This is a genomic window from Delftia lacustris (assembly GCF_040267515.1).
In the GTDB taxonomy this organism is placed as follows: domain Bacteria; phylum Pseudomonadota; class Gammaproteobacteria; order Burkholderiales; family Burkholderiaceae_C; genus Comamonas; species Comamonas tsuruhatensis.
In genome coordinates this window covers 4,218,176-4,237,242 of sequence record NZ_CP141274.1, presented here as the reverse complement: position 1 = coordinate 4,237,242, position 19,067 = coordinate 4,218,176, and the positions used below count along the sequence as shown (strand labels likewise).

Sequence of the window (19,067 nt, the reverse complement as noted above, 5' to 3'; positions counted from 1 at the left end):
GCGCGGGACCTGCGCCCGCTGCGGGCTCAGGCCTGCCTTTTCCTCATCCTGCGGCTGGCCAGATAGGCCATGCCGCACAGCAGCGCCAGCATGCCGCCCTGGCCCAGGCCGGGAACGGCCTGGACATTTCCGGGGCCGGGACCGGGTCCTGGGTCCGTGCCCGGACCGGGGTCGGGATCGGTGCCCGGGCCGGGATCGGGAGGATCGGCAGCGATCACCTCGATGGTCACGGATGCCGGTGCGGCAGCGCTCTGGTGCCCGTCGGATACCGTGAAGGCGAAGGTATCGGGCCCGGAGTAGCCGGCCGCCGGCGTGTAGACCAGCGTACCCGTCTGGGAATCGAAGCCGCTGATGACGCCATGGGCGGGGCCGGCGGTGATCTCGAAGCGCAACGGGTCCGACTCGAAGTCCGTGCCAGCGAGGGTGATGGACAGCGCCGTATCCTGCGGGGTCGTGACGGCTTGCGGCAGGGCCACGGGGGCGGCGTTGGCCGCCATCGCGTTGGAAAAGCGCGAGGTGTCACCGGTGGAAATCCGGGTGGCGGTCGCCGTGACAGCGGCCTGGTCGCCCGGGGGCATGGCGCCCTTGAACACCAAGGGCGCATGGCCGGAGGCATCGGTGGTCACGGTCTGCGAGCCGAGCAGAACCTTGCCGGCGGCGCGCTCCACCAGCCCGTCGGGCAGCCTGGGCGTCGAGAAATACTCGATGCGCATGCTCTCGTTGGCAACGCTGTCCAGCGTGCCGGACAGGCCCTCGGGCGTCACCGTGAGCAGCACCGGCTCGGCAGGATCTCCGTTGGCCAGGCTGGTTCGTGCGATGCCTCCCTCGGTATTGCCGTAGATGGCATTGCCGAGCATGGAGACGCCCTTGACTTCGTCCCCCCGCAATCCCACGCCGAACAGCCTGTTGTGGGCAATCACGTTGGCATGTGCCCCGTCGTCACCGCCGACCAGGGTGTCATGGGCCTTCTGGAAAAAGGAAACGCCTTCACCGTTGGGCAGGGCGGTTCCCTGGGGACTGACGCCCACGTAGTTGCCCTGCACGAGGTTGTTCTTGCTGGCGCCCTGGAACTGTATGCCGGACGCCTTGCTGCCACCGACGATGTTTGCGCGCACGGTCACCTCGTCCGAATCCTTGATGACGATGCCCCATTGATTGGGCAGCATGGTGCTGGCATCCAGGCTGGTTCCCACGATATTCCCGGCAATCAGGGTATTCGGGTTGCGTGCGCCGTAGTTTCCATTCAATTCAATGGCCGTTTCCTTGTTTCCGGCAACCAGGTTGCCGTCCTCAGGGCCTGTGCCAATGCGATGTCCGCCCTCCGACGAAAAGAATACGGCAATGCCTGGCCCATTGTTGGGAATCATGGCCGTGCCGGCTGCATTGGTTCCGACTCGGTTGCGGGTCACCAGCGTGTGGGCGCCGGAAATGGAAATCGCGGAGGAGCCGCCTGTTTGCCTGACATTGCCGGAGACGAGGTTGCTGTCGATCAGCGTGCCGGTAAAGTCTGATGCCACGCTGATGCCGTTTCCCTGGTTTCCCAGGGCCACATTGCCGGTGATATCGGTGCCTATGTAGTTTCCCTGAATGATGTTTCCTGTACCCGCGCCTGGCCAGGAAAGCCATATTCCGGAATTCTCCGCCGCGGAAATGACATTTCGCCCGCCAATATCCAGATTCCCGATGCGGTTGCGGTTGCTGGAGTGGACAAGGATGTTGCTGCGATTGCCCATGGCAACCGTTCCCGATGCGTCAACGCCTATATGGCAGCCCAGCACGGTGTTGCCGTCGCCGGTCACCGCCAGGGCCGTATTGAAGCCGCCTATCGCCAGGCCGCGCACCGTGATGGCGCCTGCCAGCTCGAGCCCTATGCCGAACTCGGGGCTGCCTGACTGCAGCGTGATCAGGGGGCGGCGTGGCAAGTGGGCCTCATAGCCGGGCTGCGTGCTGGCGTCCACGGTGAGCGATGTGGCCGGTGCAATGGGCTGCATGAGCCTGCCATTCCAGTTGCTTTGGGCGACGATGGTCTGCTCTCCCCCCGCACCGATGCGGAACTCGATGCGGTTGTCGCCGCCTTGGTTGCGGTTGGCGTTGGCGTAGGTGATGGCATCGCGCAGGGTGCAGGGGCCCAGGCCGGTGCTGGCGCACGGGCCGGTTGCGTCGGCGGCGCTGTCCACCACGACGGTCCATGCGTGGGCCGTGGCGATGCAGCCTTGCGACAGCAATGCCAGGGCGAGCAGGCGCAGGGGCCTGCGTGCCGCCGTGGGAGTGAATCGTTGCCTGTATATGCTCATTGCCTTTTTACTTTCCCTGAAATGGACTGCCGAAACGCCTTGCGGGCATTGATTGCGCAATTGCTGGACAGGGCGCTGCAATTTCGCATGTGCGGCGTCTGTGTGGAATATCCCGGGGCCTGACCCAAGAAAATGAAGCAGCCCTTGTTGATGAATCAAGCCGGCAATGATCCCCGGGGCATCCGAGTTTGGGTCTAAGAATTTTCTTAAATCATCAAGACTGCTGAAATCGCTGAAGAGATCGGACAAGGTCTTTGATGACGAAGCGAGGCGGGCGATATTCCCGGGTGAAGCGGCGTGCACGGGTTTGCAGGATTAAGAAAATTCTTAGCCCTGTTTCTTCATCCGATTCCTATGATTTGGCAATGCGCCAGTTTCAAGACCTTCTGTTTTCTTCCCGCTCGACTCGGCACGGGTGGTGCCCGTCCATGGCACTGCGCGATTGGATGGCGTCGCTGCGTGATTGGACGGTATTTGCACTGGCAATCATGGCCATGCTGGCCTGCGCCTTGCACAGCGGCAGGGACGATGCCGCCCCGGCGCCGCCATCCCGCAGCCGCGCGCATGTGCCTGTGGGGGACATGCAGCTGTTTTTCATGGACCGGTATTTCCTGCTGCTGGACGCTGCCGTGGGCGCGACCCGCGCGGCCGTCCATTCCCAGGCCGGTCTGGCATGGCCGTGGCGCACCAGCGCACCGCAGGACCACCTCGTGCCGCTGTATTCGCTGATGCATGTGGGCCGGGGCCTTCCCGAATCGCTGCTGCTGCGCAAATCCGTGAACAACGCCGCATGGCTTGCAGACCGCTGGGAGCCCGTGCGGCAACTGGTCAGGGCCCACGCCTGGCTGCTGCTGTGGTCCGTGTCGCTGGGACTTGCCTTCATGGCTGCAATTGCATGGTGCGTGGGCCGGCTGCGACGCGGCGTGCCGGCTTCGGCCTGGAGCCGGGCAGGGGCCTGCGCCGCCGGTGACGCGCTCTGCCGAAAGCTGCTGGACACGGCATCCGTGGGCCTGGCGCTGGTGCGGTGCAGCGATCGCAGCCTGCTGCTGTCCAATGCGCTGGCCCGGCAGTGGGTGTGCAGTGATGCTTCCTGGTTCGAGCAGGCCGTGGCCGGGGGCACGCAGCAGGGCCCGCGTGAGCTGGCGCTGGGGGACGGGCGATGGGTGGAGGTCCGCACCACGCCCACGACCCACGGGGGCGAACCGGTGGTTTTCTGCCTGGTCAGCGATGTGACGGCGCTCAGGCAGGCGCAGGCAGCGCTGGTCGATGCCAAGCAGCGCGCCGAATCGGCGAGCCAGGCCAAGACGCAGTTTCTGGCGACCATGAGCCACGAAATACGCACACCGCTCTTTGGCATCCTGGGAACGCTGGAGCTGCTGGCCCTGTCCAGGGTTCCTTCCGAACAGACCCGCTACCTGGGGGCCATGCAGCAGGCATCGGCCTCCTTGCTGCGCATCGTCAACGACAGCCTGGATCTGTCGGCCATCGAGGCGGGCCGGCTGCAGCTGGAGGCCCAGGCGTTCTCGGCCACCGAATTGCTCGACAGCGTGGCCGCAGGCCTGCTGTCGCGTGCCGAGCAAAAGGGCCTGCAGCTGTATGCCGTCTCCGATGTGAAAACGCCGCCCCTGCTGGTGGGCGATGCCTTGCGGCTGCGGCAGATCCTGGACAACCTGGTGGGCAATGCCATCAAGTTCACGTTCTCCGGCCACGTGGCCCTGCGCCTGCAGGTCATGGGCGACAGCGAGGAAGGCACCGACCTGCGGTTCCAGGTGCAGGACACGGGCATCGGCATCGACCCGGAGCAGCAGCCCTTCCTGTTCGACCCGTACTTCCGTGCCCATGCGGCCACCCAGCAGCAGGTCCAGGGCGCGGGCCTGGGACTGTCCATCTGCCTGCGCCTCAGCCAGGAGATGGGCGGGCGGCTGACGGCCGCCAGCCAGCCGGGACTGGGGACCTGCGTGTCATTCGAGCTGCGCCTGCCGCGCGAGAGCGCGGCAGGCTATGAGGCAGTGCCCAGTCTGTTGCCGCACACCGTCTACGTGGATGGCGCCATTCCGGAAGTCGTGCACAACCTGTGCGCCTGGCTGCGGCATTGGGGCGCCATGGCCCAGCCCTACCGGGACCAGGTGCAGGGTCCCAATGAGCAGGCCGTGCTGGTGCAAGCCTGGCCGCGGTCGCTGCGCCGTCCGCAATGGACGGGCAAATGCGTTCTGGCGCTGGCGCCGGGCGAGAGCCCCCGCGAGACCGTGCAGGCCTGCGTGTGGGAGGCCAGCGCGCCTGGCGTGCCGGCAGTGGGCCATGCGCTGGGCCTGGCCCAGCAGGGCATTGCGCCGGGTGCGCGCCCCGACCTGTATGCCGCCGCCGCCCAGGTCCACGAGCCCCTGGGGCTGAGGGTGCTCATCGTCGAGGACAACCCCATCAACAGGATCATCCTGCGAGAGCAGCTGCAATTGCTGGGCTGCGAGGTCCAGCAGGCCAGCAATGGACAGGACGCGCTGTCCCTGCCCGGCCTGCTCGAATTCGATGCCGTTCTCACCGACCTGCACATGCCGTTGCTGGACGGCCCGGCCCTGGCGCGTGCGCTCAGAAAGCGCGGGTATGGCCGCCCGATCGTCGGTCTGACGGCCAATGCGCAGCCGCAGCCGCAGCCGCAGACCCAGACGCAGGCGCAAGAGCAATCGCAAGTGCAAGTGCAGGGGCAGGGGCAGGGCGACGGACTGCCGGCCGGCTTCGACAGCCTGCTGTGCAAGCCATTCACGTTGGCGGTGCTGCGCACCACCTTGAATAACATCAAGCAAGGCAGGACCTGAACCCATGCTGGCCCCATTCAAAGTACTCATCCTGGACGACCATCCCCTGTGCTGCGAGCACGCGCGCAGCCTGCTCATGGAGGCGGGACTCACGGACACGCACATGGCCTGCAACGCGCGGGAGGCCCTGGAGAAGCTGGGCGACGGCGGATTCCATCTCGTCATCACCGACCTGAAGATGCCTGACATGGACGGCCTGCAGTTCATCGATGAATTGAGCCGGCGCGACCTGCATCCCATGCTCGTGATATCCACCTCCTGCTCGCGCCGGCTGATGAACAGCGTCAGTCTCATGGCCAAGGAGTCCGGCTTTTCCGTCATCGGGATGTTCCAGAAGCCGTTCGGCACGGACCATGTCCAGGCGCTGGTCAGCCAACTCAGGTCCGTCCATGCAAACGAGGGGAAAACCGCTGCCGGCATCAGGGAGCGGCCGATTTTCGCCAAGGCCCACCTGGTGCAGGCTTTGCAGGAGAAAACCATACAGGCCTGGTTCCAGCCCAAGAGATCCCTGCTCACTGGCCACATCGTCGGCGTGGAAGCGCTGGCGCGCTGGAACGATCCGCAGTTCGGTTTCATGATGCCGGGCTCGTTCATGTCCGCCATCCGGTTCCATGGGCTGGACCATGCCTTGCTGGTGCGGATGATGGAAGATGCCATGTCGGCGCACCTGGCCTGGCGCAGTGCCGGACATGTCGTGCCTGTGTCCGTCAACCTGCCGGTACCGCTGCTGGACGATATCGGCCTGCCGGACGAGTTGCACGGCATGGCGGCCCGGTGCGGCATTGCTGCGGAGAACATCACGTTCGAGCTGCTGGAGGATCAGGCCGTCGGCATACCCGCCAACTACTACATGAGCGCGAGCCGTTTGCGCCTCAAGGGCTTCGGCCTGGCCCAGGATGACTACGGGCGCGGATACAGCTCGATGTACAGCCTCATCTCCACGCCCTTCACCGAATTGAAGATCGACCGGGCCTTCGTGGCCGGTGCGGCAGGTGACGAGGTGCGGACTGCGGCCTTGACGTCGTCGGTGCAACTGGGGCGGCAGCTGGGCCTGACGGTGACGGCGGAAGGCGTGGAGACCACCCGGGACCTGGAGTTGCTGCGCAGCATCGGATGCGATTGCGTGCAGGGCTATCTGCTGTCCGCCGCGGTGCCTGCGGTTGAATTTGCCCTTATGCTGGCGTCCGAACCCCGGCACCAAGGCAACCCCACCTGACCCAAGCACGCAAGGCGTCCATGCCCGACTCCCCGTTCAGCAAGATCACACGCACCACACGCTGGCAGAACCGGGTACTGTTTGGAGCGCTTCCCCTGGCGATCTTCCTCATCGCCGTGCTGCTGTGGGGCTCGGAGAGGATCTTCGAGCAGGAGCAGGGGCGCCTGGCCTTGAACTTCTCCGCCATCGTCGGCTCGCTGCAGGAGCAGGAAATCTTCCTTCGGCGGCTCAAGGGCCGCAACGAGTCCTGGAAAGCGCTGCCGGACCAGCGGATAGCCACCATCGTCGACGTGCCCGCTCCTGCGCAGGCGGACTACCGCATGTTCCGTGGCCGCGAGGCCATCGGCGGCATTCCCTTTTCACTGCAATGCTCTGCGCGCGTGGCCTGCGACACGCTCCCGGACCGGCTTTTCTCGCTGGGCAGCTCCCTGGCCGCAGGCTATTCCTCCTTCTGGGCAGGCTCCTACTTCCCGGCAGCCGCTGCCTTCTTCACCAAGGAGGACGGGGCGATCAGCATCGGCGTGCCGGCCATCGACGTGCCCATCGGCAACGAGAGTGTCACGCAGGAAATGTTCGACAGCACGATTGCCGCCGTCAAGGCGCATCTGCGGTCCAGGGCCGCCGATGCCCGGCCGGGCGCCGGCTCCACGGCGCCGGCGCAGGAAATCGTCTGGTTCCGGTCGCCCCAGTTCCCGGAAAAGATGATCGGCATGGTCGCCGCCGGCTTTTCAAGCCATCTCGAAGCCGGCGACGAAGCCGCCACAAGCCCGATCTACGCCGCCATCCTTTTCAGCCGCCAGCGCATCAGCGCCATAGAAAGAACCATCCATACGCTGCCCAGGCATCTTTTCTGGCTGGAGCACCGGGATTTCGGCGTGCTCATGGGCACCGGCCCCGTCCCGCAGGTGGACGACACGGGGATGCAGTACACGCGCAATGGCCTGATCCTCAAGACCGAGGATGCCTCCGGCCGGTGGACCGGCTACTACCAGGTGGACTACGCCACCTTTTTCCAGGGCAGGCTGTTCGCCCCTTCTGCCGGCCTGGTGCTGGCCCTGCTGCTGAGCCTGCTGGCCGGCGTGGCCTATACCCGGTGGTTCAACCGCAAGGTGATTGCGCCCGCGCAGGAGGCGCAGCGGGTCATCGTCGAGAGCAATGAATTCAACAGGACGCTGATCGAAACCGCTCCCGTGGCCATCTGCCTTGTGGCCTACGGCAGCGGGAAAATCATCTTCAGCAACTCGCTGGTGCAGGAGTGGCTGCACTCGGCCGATGGCTACCTGCGTCCCGGCTCGCCGGAGAACAAGGCGGCGCTGGAGGAGATTGTCCATGCCCGGGCCGCAGGCACCATGGAGCGCCTGGTCACCGAGCAGGGCAGGACGCTTCATGTGGCCTATGCGCCCACGCGCTACCTCGGCCAGGATGTGACGCTGTGCATTTTTGCCGACGTCAGCGCGCGCGCGGAGATCGAAAGCAACCTGGAGCGGGCAAGAATCGCGGCGGACGAGGCCAACGAGGCCAAGTCCACCTTTCTGGCGACCATGAGCCACGAAATCCGCACGCCGCTGTATGGCGCGCTGGGAACGCTGGAGCTGCTGGGCATGACCGAGCTCACCCAGCTGCAGAGCAAATACGTGGACCGTATCGAAGCGTCCTCGTCCATCTTGCTGCAGATCATCAGCGACATCCTGGACACCAGCAAGATCGAGGCCGGCCAGCTGCAGCTGGAAAAGGCCCCTTTCAATCCCCGGGAGCTGGTGCAAAACTGCACCAGCTCCTACGCCGCCATGGCCCAGCAAAACGGCCTGCTGCTGTTTTCCTGCGTGGACGCGCAGGTGCCCGAGTCGGTGCTGGGCGATGCGGTGCGCATCCGCCAGATCCTGGGCAATCTCATCAGCAACGCCATCAAGTTCACGGAGGCCGGCCATGTGATCGTCCGCCTGCGCAGCATGCCGGGCCCGGCCTCGCAGGCCCGGCTGGTGTTCGAGGTCTGCGACACGGGCGTGGGCATAGAGAAATCCCTGCATGGCGAGCTTTTCACGCCCTTTTATCTCGTCAAGAACAGCAGCCGCACGGCGCGTGGAGCGGGCCTGGGCCTGTCCATCTGCTGGAGCCTGGCCCGGATGATGTCCAGCTCCATCGAGGTCTGGAGCGAGCCCGGCCTGGGCAGCCGGTTCTGGTTCGAGTTGGGGCTGGAGACCGTCGCGCAGGAGGAGGAGGAGGCGCCCGAGCTCAAGGGTGCCCGGATCGCGGTGCGCACTCCCCACCCCGAGCTGACGGACAACATCTGTGCCTGGCTGCAGCGCTGGGGCGGCCAGGCCCGCGCGGCGAGCGCCGCCCCGGTGGCCGCGGACAAGGATGAACTGCTGCTGGACGTCCTGTTGCCGGCGGACAGCCCCGCGCCCGGATGGACGGGGCCGCACCTGAACCTGTCCTCGCCGGACAACCGGGGCATTGACGGGCACAACGTCCTGAGCATCGGCCAGGGCATTGCGCAGGTGCTTGGCGGTGCGCAGCGCTCTGCCAGCGCCGGCACCGATCTGCCCCTGTTCGACCTGCGCGTGCTGGTCGCCGAGGACAATCCCGTCAACCAGGTGACGCTGCGCGGCCAGCTCGAGAGCCTGGGCTGCGAAGTCACGGTCGCCGACGACGGGGAGGAGGCGCTGGCGCTGTGGGACATCAGCCCGCACGACCTGGTGCTGACGGATGTGAACATGCCCTACCTCAACGGCTACGAACTCGCCGAGCGGCTGCGTTCGGAGGGGGTTGCCTGCCCCATCGTCGGCGTGACCGCCAATGCCATGCTGGACGAGGAAAACCGCTGCCTGAACGCCGGCATGAATGCCTGGCTGGTCAAGCCCATCCAGTTGCGCACGCTGGTCCGCACCCTGGAGAAGTTCGCGCCGAGAAAACGCCTGCGTCCGGCGCCTGCCCAGGCCGGCGCTGCGGCGGCGGACATTCCCCCACCCCCGGCCCTGTCGGAGCCCAACGTTTTGCAAACGCACAGGCAGGTCTTCGTGCAGTGCATGAACGACGACATCGCAATGCTGGCCCGCGGCCTGCAGGAGCGCCGGCCCGACCTGGCCGCCCAGGCCCTGCACCGCATGCGCGGCGCCTTGCTGCTGGCCAGGATGCAGGAGCTTGCCGCCCGCACCCAGGCGCTGGAGGAGCGGCTCCTGAACGGCGCCCCGGAGCCCGGCCTGCAGGCCGCGCTGTCAGTCCTGCTGGACGACCTCCTGGCCGACCTTCGCGCCATGATGGTGCAATTGCCCCAGCCCTAACCCTTTGCTTGCGATCCCATGAAACTGAAACTGCGCATTGCTGTCGTGGACGACCACGCCGTGGTCCTGCTTGGCGTCAAGGACTTCCTGGAGCAGGACCCCAATCTCCAGGTCGTGGCCACGTTCGATACCCCGTCGTCCTTGATGGAATACGCCAGATCGAACCCCCTGGACGTGGTTCTGACCGACTACTCCATGCCGGGCGATGACCTCTACGGAGACGGCCTGCGCTACGTGGACTACCTGATACGCCATTTCCCGCACATCAAGGTGCTGGTGCTGACGACCGTCTCCAATCCCATGATCATCTCGGCCCTGTATGACGCGGGCGTCGCCGGCGTGCTGCTCAAGGAAGACCCGCTCAGCCAGATCATGGCGGCGCTGCAATGCGTGCGCCTCAACACGCGCTACTACTCGCCCTCGTTCCAGGCAGGCACGCCCAGGCAGGAGAGGACGGTTTTCCTGAGCGAACGCGCCAACAACCTCTCGCCGCGCGAATTCGAAGTCCTCAGGCATTTCGCCAAGGGGGAATCCATCACGGAAATCGCCGCACGCCTGAGGCGCAGCGTCAAGACCGTCAGCCTCCAGAAGAACTCCGCCATGCGCAAGCTGAACGTGGACAGCAACCAGGACCTGGCCGCCTTCTGCGCCGAGCACCATCTCTTCGACTGACCGGCCTGCGGGCTGCACCAGCCGGTCAACCTTCCAGCGCCTGGCCTTGCGCCTGGCTGCCGCCCTCGGCGTCCACCTCGCCCAGGCGATAGTGCGGTTCGGACGGCATCAGGCGAAACCCCAGAAGTGCCCCGCGCCGGCTTGTCTTCATCGCCAGGGGCGCCTGGCAATGCACGCAGCCATAGTTCACGAAATTGGCATCCTGCTCCAGCGAGTAAAAGCGGAACCTCAGTCCGGGGTGCGGCTTGGACAGGGATGTATTGCTCAGCAATTCGTAGCATGGGTCGCACAGTTTCTGGGTTGTTTTCGGCTGCATTTCTGGAAATAAAACGGATCGATATACCGCTGTCCAGTCTTGCCAGAACCTGCGCAATCCAGGTTAAGACGATTCTTATCGTCGGCTGTCATATCCGTTGCAATGAATGCCGCCGCCGGCGGCAATCCGACAGTTTCCGCTGCTGTTGCAACACTTGGTTACTTCCTTGACCCATCTCAAATCCCCCAGGCGGCGGCGCCGATACGCTTCGGCCCATGAATCGCCACGGCTTGACTTGGGTCAGCCTGGCCTGGCACGCAGGCATTCCATGCCGATACCGCGTGCGCACACAACAGCGGCGCCCTACGCCGCACAGGAGATGCATCAATGCACATCGGCCAACGTTTCTGGCGCCGCCAAGGGCTGGGCACCAAACTGTCCATCACCAATTTCGTCTGGGTCGCCTCCATCCTGGGCCTGCTGGTCCTGGGCATTGCCTGGGATGTCAGCAAGTCCCTGCAGTCCAGGATGAACAGCGACATGCAGCAGGGCATACGGACGCTGTACAACTTCATCGAGTCCAACGACAAGGAGCTGCGCCAGCGCACCCAGTTCCTGGCCGACAGCCTGGCGCACAGCCTGCAGGGCACGCTCAGCCTGGACACCGGCGGCAGCGAGCCGGTGCTGAGCCTGGACGGCCAGCCGTTCAACGGCAACGATGCGCAGCTGCAGGCTTTCACGCGCAGCACCGGCGCCGTGGCCACCGTGTTCGCGGCCCAGGGGCAGGGCGACTTCGTGCGCATTGCCACCACCCTGAAGAACGACAAGGATGACAAGGGCGGGGCCGTGCTGGGCAGCCGCCTGGACCGCGCCCATCCCGCCTACGCCGCCATCCAGGCCGGCCAAAGCTACATGGGCCTGGCCCACCTGTTCGGCCGCCAGTACATGACGCACTACCGCCCGCTCAAGGACGCGGCGGGCGCCACCGTGGGCATTGCCTTCGTGGGCCAGGACTTCTCGCAACTGCTGGAGCACTTCAAGGACTCCATCCGCGCGCTCAAGGTCGGCCAGACCGGCTACTACTTCGTGCTCAACGCCGAAGACGGCCCCCAGCGCGGCCAGCTGGTGGTGCATCCCGCCATGGAGGGCAAGAACATCAGCGAGTCCAGGGACGGCGACGGCCGCTTCTTCATCCGCGACATGCTGGACCGCAAGCAGGGCAGCATCGCCTATCCCTGGACCAACCCGGGCGAGGAGCAGCCCCGCGACAAGCTGGTCGTCTTCAGCCACTACGCGCCCTGGAACTGGGTCATCGCCACCAGCGCCTACGTGGACGAATTCGTCTCCGAGACCCGCAGCCTGATCCTGCAGTTCGCCCTCATGGGCCTGGGCGCCGTGCTGCTGCTGTCGGCCGCGTGGTTCTGGCTCATCCGCCGCATGATCGTGCGCCCGCTCAAGCAGGCCAGCCACATGGCCTACGCCATTGCCGATGGCGACCTCACCTTGCGCGTGCACAGCGACCGCCATGACGAAATCGGCCACCTGCTGGAGGCCATGAACACCACCAGCACGGGCCTGACCCGCGTGGTCGGCAGCGTGAACGAACAGGCCCACAGCGTGGCCCTGGCCAGCGCGGAAATCGCCCAGGGCAACCAGGACCTGGCCGCCCGCACCGAAAGCGAAGCCAGCGCGCTGGAGCAGACCGCCGCCGCCATGGAAGAGCTGGGCTCCACCGTGGCCCACAACGCGGACCACGCGCAATCGGCCGACCGCATCACGCGCGAGGCCCAGCGCGTCGTCACCGAAGGCGGGCAGGCCGTGCGCAAGGTCGTGCAGACCATGCAGGGCATAGACGCCAGCAGCAAGAAGATTGCCGACATCATCGGCGTCATCGACGGCATTGCCTTCCAGACCAACATCCTCGCCCTCAACGCCGCCGTGGAAGCGGCCCGGGCGGGCGAGCACGGCCGCGGCTTTGCCGTGGTGGCCGAGGAAGTGCGCGCCCTGGCAGGCCGCAGCGCCGAGGCCGCCAAGGAAATCAAGCAGCTCATCAGCCACAGCGTCGCTGAAATCCACACCGGCAACCAGGAGGCCGCGTTTGCCGGGGAAACCATGGAACAGGCCATGGAGGAAATCCGCAAGGTCACCCAGCTCATCTCGGACATCAGCCACGCCAGCGCCGAGCAAAACAGCGGCGTCGCCCAGGTGGCCGAGGCCATCACCCACATCGACCAGACCACGCAGAAGAACGCCGCCCTGGTCGAGGAAATGGCCGGCGCCGCCGCCGGCCTGCGCCACCAGTCCGATCAACTGGTGCGCGTGGTCTCCATCTTCAGGCTGCCGGGCGTCAGCAATGCCCAGGCGCAGGCGGCGCCCCGTGCACCGTCGCTGGCGCCCGGCGCGGCCAAGGCATCTGTGCCCCAAGCCGCCCCGCCTGCCGTTGCCAAGCCTGCCACCCCGGCCGCGTCGGCTGCCTCGGCAAAACCGGCTGCCGCCAAGCCCATCGCCATGGCCTCCACGGCCGATGACGACTGGGACAGTTTCTAGGCGTCGCGCCCGCCTCAGTCGTGCCGCGCCATCAGGTCACGGCGGCGGCGCTCGTAGTAATGCCGCTGGCACTCGGCCGCCTCCTGCCAGGCCTGCCTGTCGATGGCCTCCTGCACATGGTCCGGCAGCGGCCGGGGCGCAGCCGCAGTCGCCAGCATGGCCTCCATGCCCTCCAGCGGCGCAAAGCCCAGGCAGGGCAGCTCGAACGGCAGCATGGGCTCCTGCGCATTGGCAAGAATGGCCCCCAGCGCCCAACGCGCCATGCGGTCGAAGAAGCCGTCAGGGTGCCCATGGTTCCTGTACCGCGCCATCTCCGGCCCCGCAAACCGCATGGCGTCATAGGCATGCCTGGGGTTGTGGCGGGCCAGCTCCACCACCTCGCTGAACCAGATCTCTCCAATCCCGTAGTGCTCATGCCCGCTGTTCACGCGCGGCGGCACAAACCACTGAATGCGCTCCCCCTTCGCATTGCGCCGTGTGAAAGACAGGTCATCGCAGGTGCGGATGCGGCGCAAGACCTTGGGCGCAGGCCCCGGGATCAGGCTCTGGGGCGGGTGCATGGCATCGTGCCCGGGCTTGGTCTTGTACTTGGGTTTGCTGTCTTTGGCCGGGGCATCCACGCCAGTCAACACCTTGCGCTGCACCCAGCGCCTGAAGGGCTTGGCCTCAGGTGATGGGCTGGCTTGAATCAGCGCCTGCAGGCCGTTCGCATTGACAGCTGCCAAGGCTTGGCGCCTGGGCATGCGGCCGGGCTCGCTGGCAAGGCGGACGGTGCAGCGGTGGTCTTCAGCGAGCTTGCCGATGGCCAGCTTGTGGCGGGAGATTCCCAAAGCTGTGCACACATCCTTGGCCATGAACCAGGTCCACGCCGTTCCTGCGGAATGTGCGGATCGGGATGTCGCCGAAGTGGAGGGTTTGGGGAGTGGTGTCGTCTGCAGGGATTCCACGGACGGACGGGGTCTGCGTAGCCATGACTGGCCTCCTATGATTCGTTGGACTACCAACTTCGCCTCCTGTTGAGAGAGGCGGCCGGGTGCTTCAACACGGTCATAGGGCCGCCTGGGCTGCTGCCGGTTTCGATGACACCTTGTTAAGGTGGCAGATGAAACCGGAGGTGGTTAATGGAGAGAAGAAGGACATTCAGTCGCGAGTTCAAACTCGAGGCGGTCAAACTGGTCGTTGAGCGTGGCGTGTCTGTGGCCCAGGCAGCCAAAGACTTGGACGTTCACGAGAACGTGCTGCGCAAGTGGGTGCGTGAGCTGAGGCAGGAGCCTCAGGAGGCGTTCCCTGGCAACGGCAAACAAAAGGCGCAGGATGCTGAGATAGCACGGCTGCACAAGGAAGTGGCCAAGCTCAAGATGGAGCGCGACATATTGAAAAAAGCCGCGGCCTACTTCGCGAAGGAGTCGATGTGAAGTTCGGCTTCGTGGCGAAACACCGAGGGGCCTGGCCGGTCAATCTGATGTGCGAGGCGCTCGGTGTCTCGCGAGGCGGCTTCTACGCCTGGCTCACACGACCCAGGAGCCGGCGTAGCCTCAGCGACGAGGTGCTGGGTGCGCAAGTGCATCAGAGCTTTGTACGCAGCGACCGCACCTACGGCGCACGCCGTGTGTGGCACGACGTGCTGGAGCAAGGCCAGACCTGTGGGCTGCATCGTATTGAGCGGCTCATGCGGGAGCAGGCGCTGCGTGCGAGACCGCGAAGGCGTGGACTACCCAAGGACCGTGGCGCGCGTGGTGCTGTGGCTGACAACGTGCTGGACCGTCAGTTCCAGGCAGATGGTCCGAACCAGAAATGGGTGGCCGACTTCACCTATATCTGGACGGCAGAAGGCTGGCTTTACGTAGCTGCGGTACTGGACCTGTACTCCCGTCGAATCGTGGGCTGGTCGATGCAGGAGAGCATGACCTCGCAGCTCGTGGTGGACGCGCTGATGATGGCTGTGTGGCGCCGGGGCAGGCCAGTGGCACTGCTGCACCACTCGGACCAGGGTAGCCAATACACAAGCGAGCACTTCCAGAGGCTGCTGGACGAACAGGGCATCACTTGCAGCATGAGTCGGGCTGGCGAGGTCTGGGACAACTCGGCCATGGAGAGCTTCTTCAGTTCTCTGAAGACCGAGCGCACGGCCCGTAAGGTGTACAGGACACGAGGCCAGGCCCGCTCAGATGTGTTCGATTACATCGAGTGCTTCTACAACCCGACGCGTCGGCATTCGACGCTCGGATATCTCAGTCCCGTACAGTTCGAGCAAGCTCAAGAAGCTTAGGTCGGTGTCAACGAGACCGGCAGCAGCCCAGCCCGCAGATTTCCCCCGAAGGGTCTTGTATAGCTGCGCGCCACCCGGCCATAAGCAAGCCTTGCCCCGGAGCTCGAGGCAAGACGAAACGTATGGACGAAAAAAAGCCACTGGACTTACGGGAGTGGCTTCCGCCTATGAGGTGTGTTGAGCACCGGGGTGGATCGTAGCAGGTGTGTGGGTGCGGACGCTGTCCAACTCGTCTACGCAGGTGTAGCGGATGGATGATGCAGGGGCGTGTTGATTGGAGGGCTCTGCAGTGATTTGCGAGAGCTACATCAGGTGGTTTGGCTGCTTTGCAGATCAGTTGCTCAGGACCTGTGGGTCAGCAGACGGCCAGGAGCGGTCCTCACAGACATCCCGGTAGATGACGGCTTCAGGTTGGTCACGGACATTAGATCCGCGAGGTCGAATGTCCGTGACCGCCGAAAGCGGGCACATGCGGGTCGGCACCGGCGATGACTGCTGCGCTCTTGCAATCGGTCACTCGCCCGATGCCGCACGCCCAGCGTCGCCCGATCGACTGCTGCCGCGCTGAGCGAAGGGCAGCCACCGCTCCACCGTGTCCAACACACGAGCCATGACCTGGTTCGCCAGCACGCGATCTTGGTCGTTAAGGCTGCTCATAAGGTCTGCGAGTACGGCCCGCACCAACTGGATCACCTTCTCCTTGGGCAGGCTGAGACTGACAAGGGCCTCTCTGACCAACACCTCAGCGGTGAGGGCCTTCACCAACGTCTTGTTCTTCAATACAGTTAACGACTGCACCAGTCGATTCAGCACTTCATCGTCAATTGGGACTCCTTTTGACGCTGCGTACCTACGACCGCTGTGCAGATACTTCTGGATGATGTCTTTCTCTGCCAGCGCTACGAGCAAACCAACCACGTTGTCGAACGTGACCACGGGGCCTTCAGGCGCAGCCAACTGGCCCTGCAGAGCCGGAGCTGCAGCATCGGGAGCGTGCTCTCCAGCGACCGCAGGTGCTTCCAGTTCAGGACTGGAGCTCTTCGTGAACATGCCGCCAATCAGCTTCCCCCCCGCAACCAATATGGCCGAAAGTGCGCTCGCCCCCTGAATCGACAGCGCGCTGGCCCTGGTCAGTGCTTCCGAATGTCGGACATCCGGCTCTCTGACATTGAGCTCTGCCTGCGTTCGAGTCGGATCTTCCGACCAGACAAACCACGCCCCATTGCCTTCAGCAGTGAAAGGGAAGTCCATTACCTTCCCGAGCGCGGCATTCCCCCTCGGGCCTCGCAGCAATAGCTCCCAGCTCCTGCGCAGTAGCGGAGGACCGGCAAACGTGAACTCATCGGGCAAGGGCGCCAGGTCTCCTCGCTTCAGCCGCGTCATCGCTACCCGGAGAGCCTGGGCGTCGGGGAAGGTGTTGTCGTAGCACTCGGCAGCGCATGAGCCGTATTCAAGCGGTGCTTCTCTGGAGGACGCGCTCGTAGACCCGAAGACGAGGATGGCGTCAACCAGATGTAATAGCGGGTTCTGCTTTGTGTAGTCCGCGGAGTTGGCGGACTTGCCAGCCCAACCTTGAACCTGCCGACCTTGGGTCAGTGTTTTGCGCGCGGCCTCCAACTGGTAGAGGCTGTCGATCCACCTCTTCCCGCGTTTGCCGTCCAACAGTTGGAACGTCATGCCGGCATGGTTGAGGTCCAAAGGAACAGAGGAGCCATCCATTTCCAGTGACAGCAGGAAAACGCACGTCATCAGGCCGGGATTTACCCATGCAGGCAAGCAACGCTGTCGACCGGTGTGGTCTGACTGAACAAGCACGTAGCAGCCCGGCTCGAGAGTGATGGAAAGAAGTGTGTCGTGGTCAAGTCTTTTCGGACATTCCGATAGGGGATGTTCGTTCAAGCTGAGTGAGCTGCCAACGCCTGCTGCATCTCGTAGTCATTGGGTGACTGGTATCCCAGCGTGGAGTGCAACCTGATAGGGTTGTAGAAGCCCACGATGTAGTCCGCGATGTCCGCCTGGGCCTCAGCATGGTTTGCATAGTCGCGCTGCCAGACACGCTCCATCTTCAAGTTCAGGAAGAATCTCTCCATCACTGCGTTGTCCCAGCAGTTGCCCTTGCGACTCATGCTGCACACCAGGCCATGGCTCTCCAGCAACCCCATGTGCAGTTCGCTGGCGTACTGACTGCCTCGGTCCGAATGAACCAGCAATCCTGGCTTGGGGCGGCGGCTTGTGATGGCCATGCGCAGCGCCTCGCACACCAGCTGTGCTGGCATGCTCGGGGCCATGGCCCAGCCCACTACTTTTCTGGAGAACAGGTCCAGCACCACCGCCAGATAGAGCCAGCCACTGCGTGTGCGAACGTAGGTGATGTCGCTGGCCCATGTCTGGTTGGGCTTTTCAGGTTTGAACTGGCGCTGCAGCACATTGTCTGCAACAGGCAAGCCATGGCGGCTGTCGGTGGTGTGCGTGAACTTGCGCCGCCAGCGTGCTCGCAGTCCGTGCGCGGCCATCAAAGTGCGTGCTTTGTAGCGCCCAACAGCCCAGCCTTGCAATTTCAGCTGTGCACTCAGGCGGCGACTGCCGTAGCTGCTCCCACTGGCATGGAAGACTGCTTTGGCCTGAAGGCTCAGTGGGCTCACTGCAGCCTTTGTGGTGGCGCGCTTGCGCGCCGCGTACCAGCCCGAGCGGCTCATGCCCAACACCCTGCACCACTGGCTTACTGGGGCCTTCTGCGCCTGTGCTTGCGCACTCATCAGGTCCTGAATCATTTCATTTCCCGGGCGAAGAAGGCCGACGCTTTTTTTAGGAGTTCATTGTCCGATTGCAGTTGCCTGACCTGCGACTCCAATTGCCGAATGCGTTGCTGCTCGGCCGTCAACGGCTTGCCAATACCCGGACGTCCGGCCGCCTCTTCGTCGTACTGCGCCAGCCAGCGGCGCACCGCGCTGTCAACCAGATCCAGATCCTTGCTGACCTGAGCCACGCTCAGATTCTGTTCTCGGACCATCTTGACCACTTGTAGCTTGAAGGCTGCGTCAAACGCCCTGCGCGCTCTTTTGTCTTTCATGTTCGTCATTTCCTCTGGGGTCTATGGGCCCCTATCGAGGTGTCCTATTTCATTGGACCATGACAGTGCACTGCCGTTGCTTGTCCAGGTTGGGGCTGGCAGCTCAATGCGTCGCCTTCCCGATGAGCCGGTGGCCGCGAACACTTCAAGTCTCAGGCGCTTGAGCTCGGCTTCGATTCGAGTTCTGTTGCTGTCAGCACCGACGGGGGTCTCTGGAGCCGGCGCCCAAAGAAGTAGCCGGAAGTTGCCTCCCGCACGAGCCAGACTCCTGAGGTCCGAGCCGTTATGAAAGTACCGTGTCCCGAAGAGTGGAATCGGCGACGCAAAAGGTAGGGGAGGAATATCAAATTTTCGTGGACCGCCCTCAAACACCTTGATCGTCTCTATCGCTGACTCATCCCCCAACTGATGGCGAACGCTGTATGTTCCCGGTGGAAGGGAGGCATTCACCCAGCCTACTCCAGAGGCTACCAAGGCATAGCTTCCGTTGACGATGCTAAGGTCACCGGCTCCGTACGGTGCGGCTACCTCGACCTCTATTCCGCCATTCGGATCGCTTCCGCTAATTAGGGTCGTTACCTTGGCTAGCGCGTCCATCTTCTCGCGTGCGGCCTTGACGGCCCTCGCGGTGTCCGGATCGCGCCGTTCCTCG

General features: G+C 64.3%; 11 protein-coding genes. 6 read left to right on the top strand and 5 right to left on the bottom strand.

Translation table 11 applies throughout. From position 1 onward, the window contains the following. Window positions 1-26 precede the first annotated feature (26 nt). On the bottom strand, window positions 27-2,543 hold the full coding sequence (locus U6958_RS20690) for an Ig-like domain-containing protein (RefSeq protein WP_244160546.1): 2,517 nt from the start codon (window positions 2,541-2,543) through the stop codon (window positions 27-29). Window positions 2,544-2,722: 179 nt separating this feature from the next. On the opposite strand from U6958_RS20690, the gene U6958_RS20685 reads away from it, so the two are divergent. Genes U6958_RS20685 through U6958_RS20670 form a run of 4 tightly spaced genes read left to right on the top strand, consistent with a single transcriptional unit; the run spans window position 2,723 to window position 10,273 of the window. Beyond that, window positions 2,723-5,104, top strand: coding sequence for an ATP-binding protein (locus U6958_RS20685; RefSeq protein ID WP_074923438.1), 2,382 nt, complete (start codon window positions 2,723-2,725; stop codon window positions 5,102-5,104). Between the two features lie 4 nt (window positions 5,105-5,108). Further along, window positions 5,109-6,320 (top strand): EAL domain-containing protein, encoded by a 1,212-nt coding sequence (locus U6958_RS20680; protein ID WP_074923437.1) that lies wholly within the window; start codon window positions 5,109-5,111, stop codon window positions 6,318-6,320. A 20-nt stretch (window positions 6,321-6,340) separates the two neighbouring features. Beyond that, complete coding sequence (locus U6958_RS20675; RefSeq protein WP_074923436.1) at window positions 6,341-9,601, top strand: hybrid sensor histidine kinase/response regulator; 3,261 nt, start codon at window positions 6,341-6,343, stop codon at window positions 9,599-9,601. An 18-nt stretch (window positions 9,602-9,619) separates the two neighbouring features. Continuing rightward, window positions 9,620-10,273 (top strand): response regulator transcription factor, encoded by a 654-nt coding sequence (locus U6958_RS20670; RefSeq protein ID WP_016448158.1) that lies wholly within the window; start codon window positions 9,620-9,622, stop codon window positions 10,271-10,273. A gap of 25 nt (window positions 10,274-10,298) precedes the next feature. Here the strand turns inward: U6958_RS20670 and U6958_RS20665 are convergent, their stop codons facing one another. Beyond that, window positions 10,299-10,544, bottom strand: coding sequence for a hypothetical protein (locus U6958_RS20665; protein ID WP_223275363.1), 246 nt, complete (start codon window positions 10,542-10,544; stop codon window positions 10,299-10,301). Between the two features lie 372 nt (window positions 10,545-10,916). Between U6958_RS20665 and U6958_RS20660 the strand changes: the two genes are divergently transcribed. Further along, window positions 10,917-13,076: a methyl-accepting chemotaxis protein gene (locus U6958_RS20660; protein ID WP_074923435.1), complete on the top strand. Its 2,160-nt coding sequence runs from the start codon at window positions 10,917-10,919 to the stop codon at window positions 13,074-13,076. 14 nt (window positions 13,077-13,090) lie between these two features. On the opposite strand, the gene U6958_RS20655 is transcribed toward U6958_RS20660, so the two are convergent. Next, window positions 13,091-13,906: a BRO family protein gene (locus tag U6958_RS20655; protein ID WP_350337282.1), complete on the bottom strand. Its 816-nt coding sequence runs from the start codon at window positions 13,904-13,906 to the stop codon at window positions 13,091-13,093. 291 nt (window positions 13,907-14,197) lie between these two features. Between U6958_RS20655 and U6958_RS20650 the strand changes: the two genes are divergently transcribed. Continuing rightward, a protein-coding gene (locus U6958_RS20650; RefSeq protein WP_089577556.1) for an IS3 family transposase occupies window positions 14,198-15,345 on the top strand; the annotation gives its coding sequence in 2 pieces (ribosomal slippage) (window positions 14,198-14,459 and window positions 14,459-15,345; 1,149 coding nt in all). Window positions 15,346-15,858: 513 nt separating this feature from the next. On the opposite strand, the gene U6958_RS20645 is transcribed toward U6958_RS20650, so the two are convergent. Both U6958_RS20645 and U6958_RS20640 read right to left on the bottom strand, forming a co-directional pair. Continuing rightward, window positions 15,859-17,244: a hypothetical protein gene (locus U6958_RS20645; protein WP_143044743.1), complete on the bottom strand. Its 1,386-nt coding sequence runs from the start codon at window positions 17,242-17,244 to the stop codon at window positions 15,859-15,861. Then, a protein-coding gene (locus U6958_RS20640) for an IS3 family transposase (RefSeq protein ID WP_201266015.1) occupies window positions 17,241-18,424 on the bottom strand; the annotation gives its coding sequence in 2 pieces (ribosomal slippage) (window positions 17,241-18,142 and window positions 18,142-18,424; 1,185 coding nt in all). Before U6958_RS20640 ends, U6958_RS20645 begins: the two co-directional genes overlap by 4 nt. Window positions 18,425-19,067: the final 643 nt, after the last annotated feature.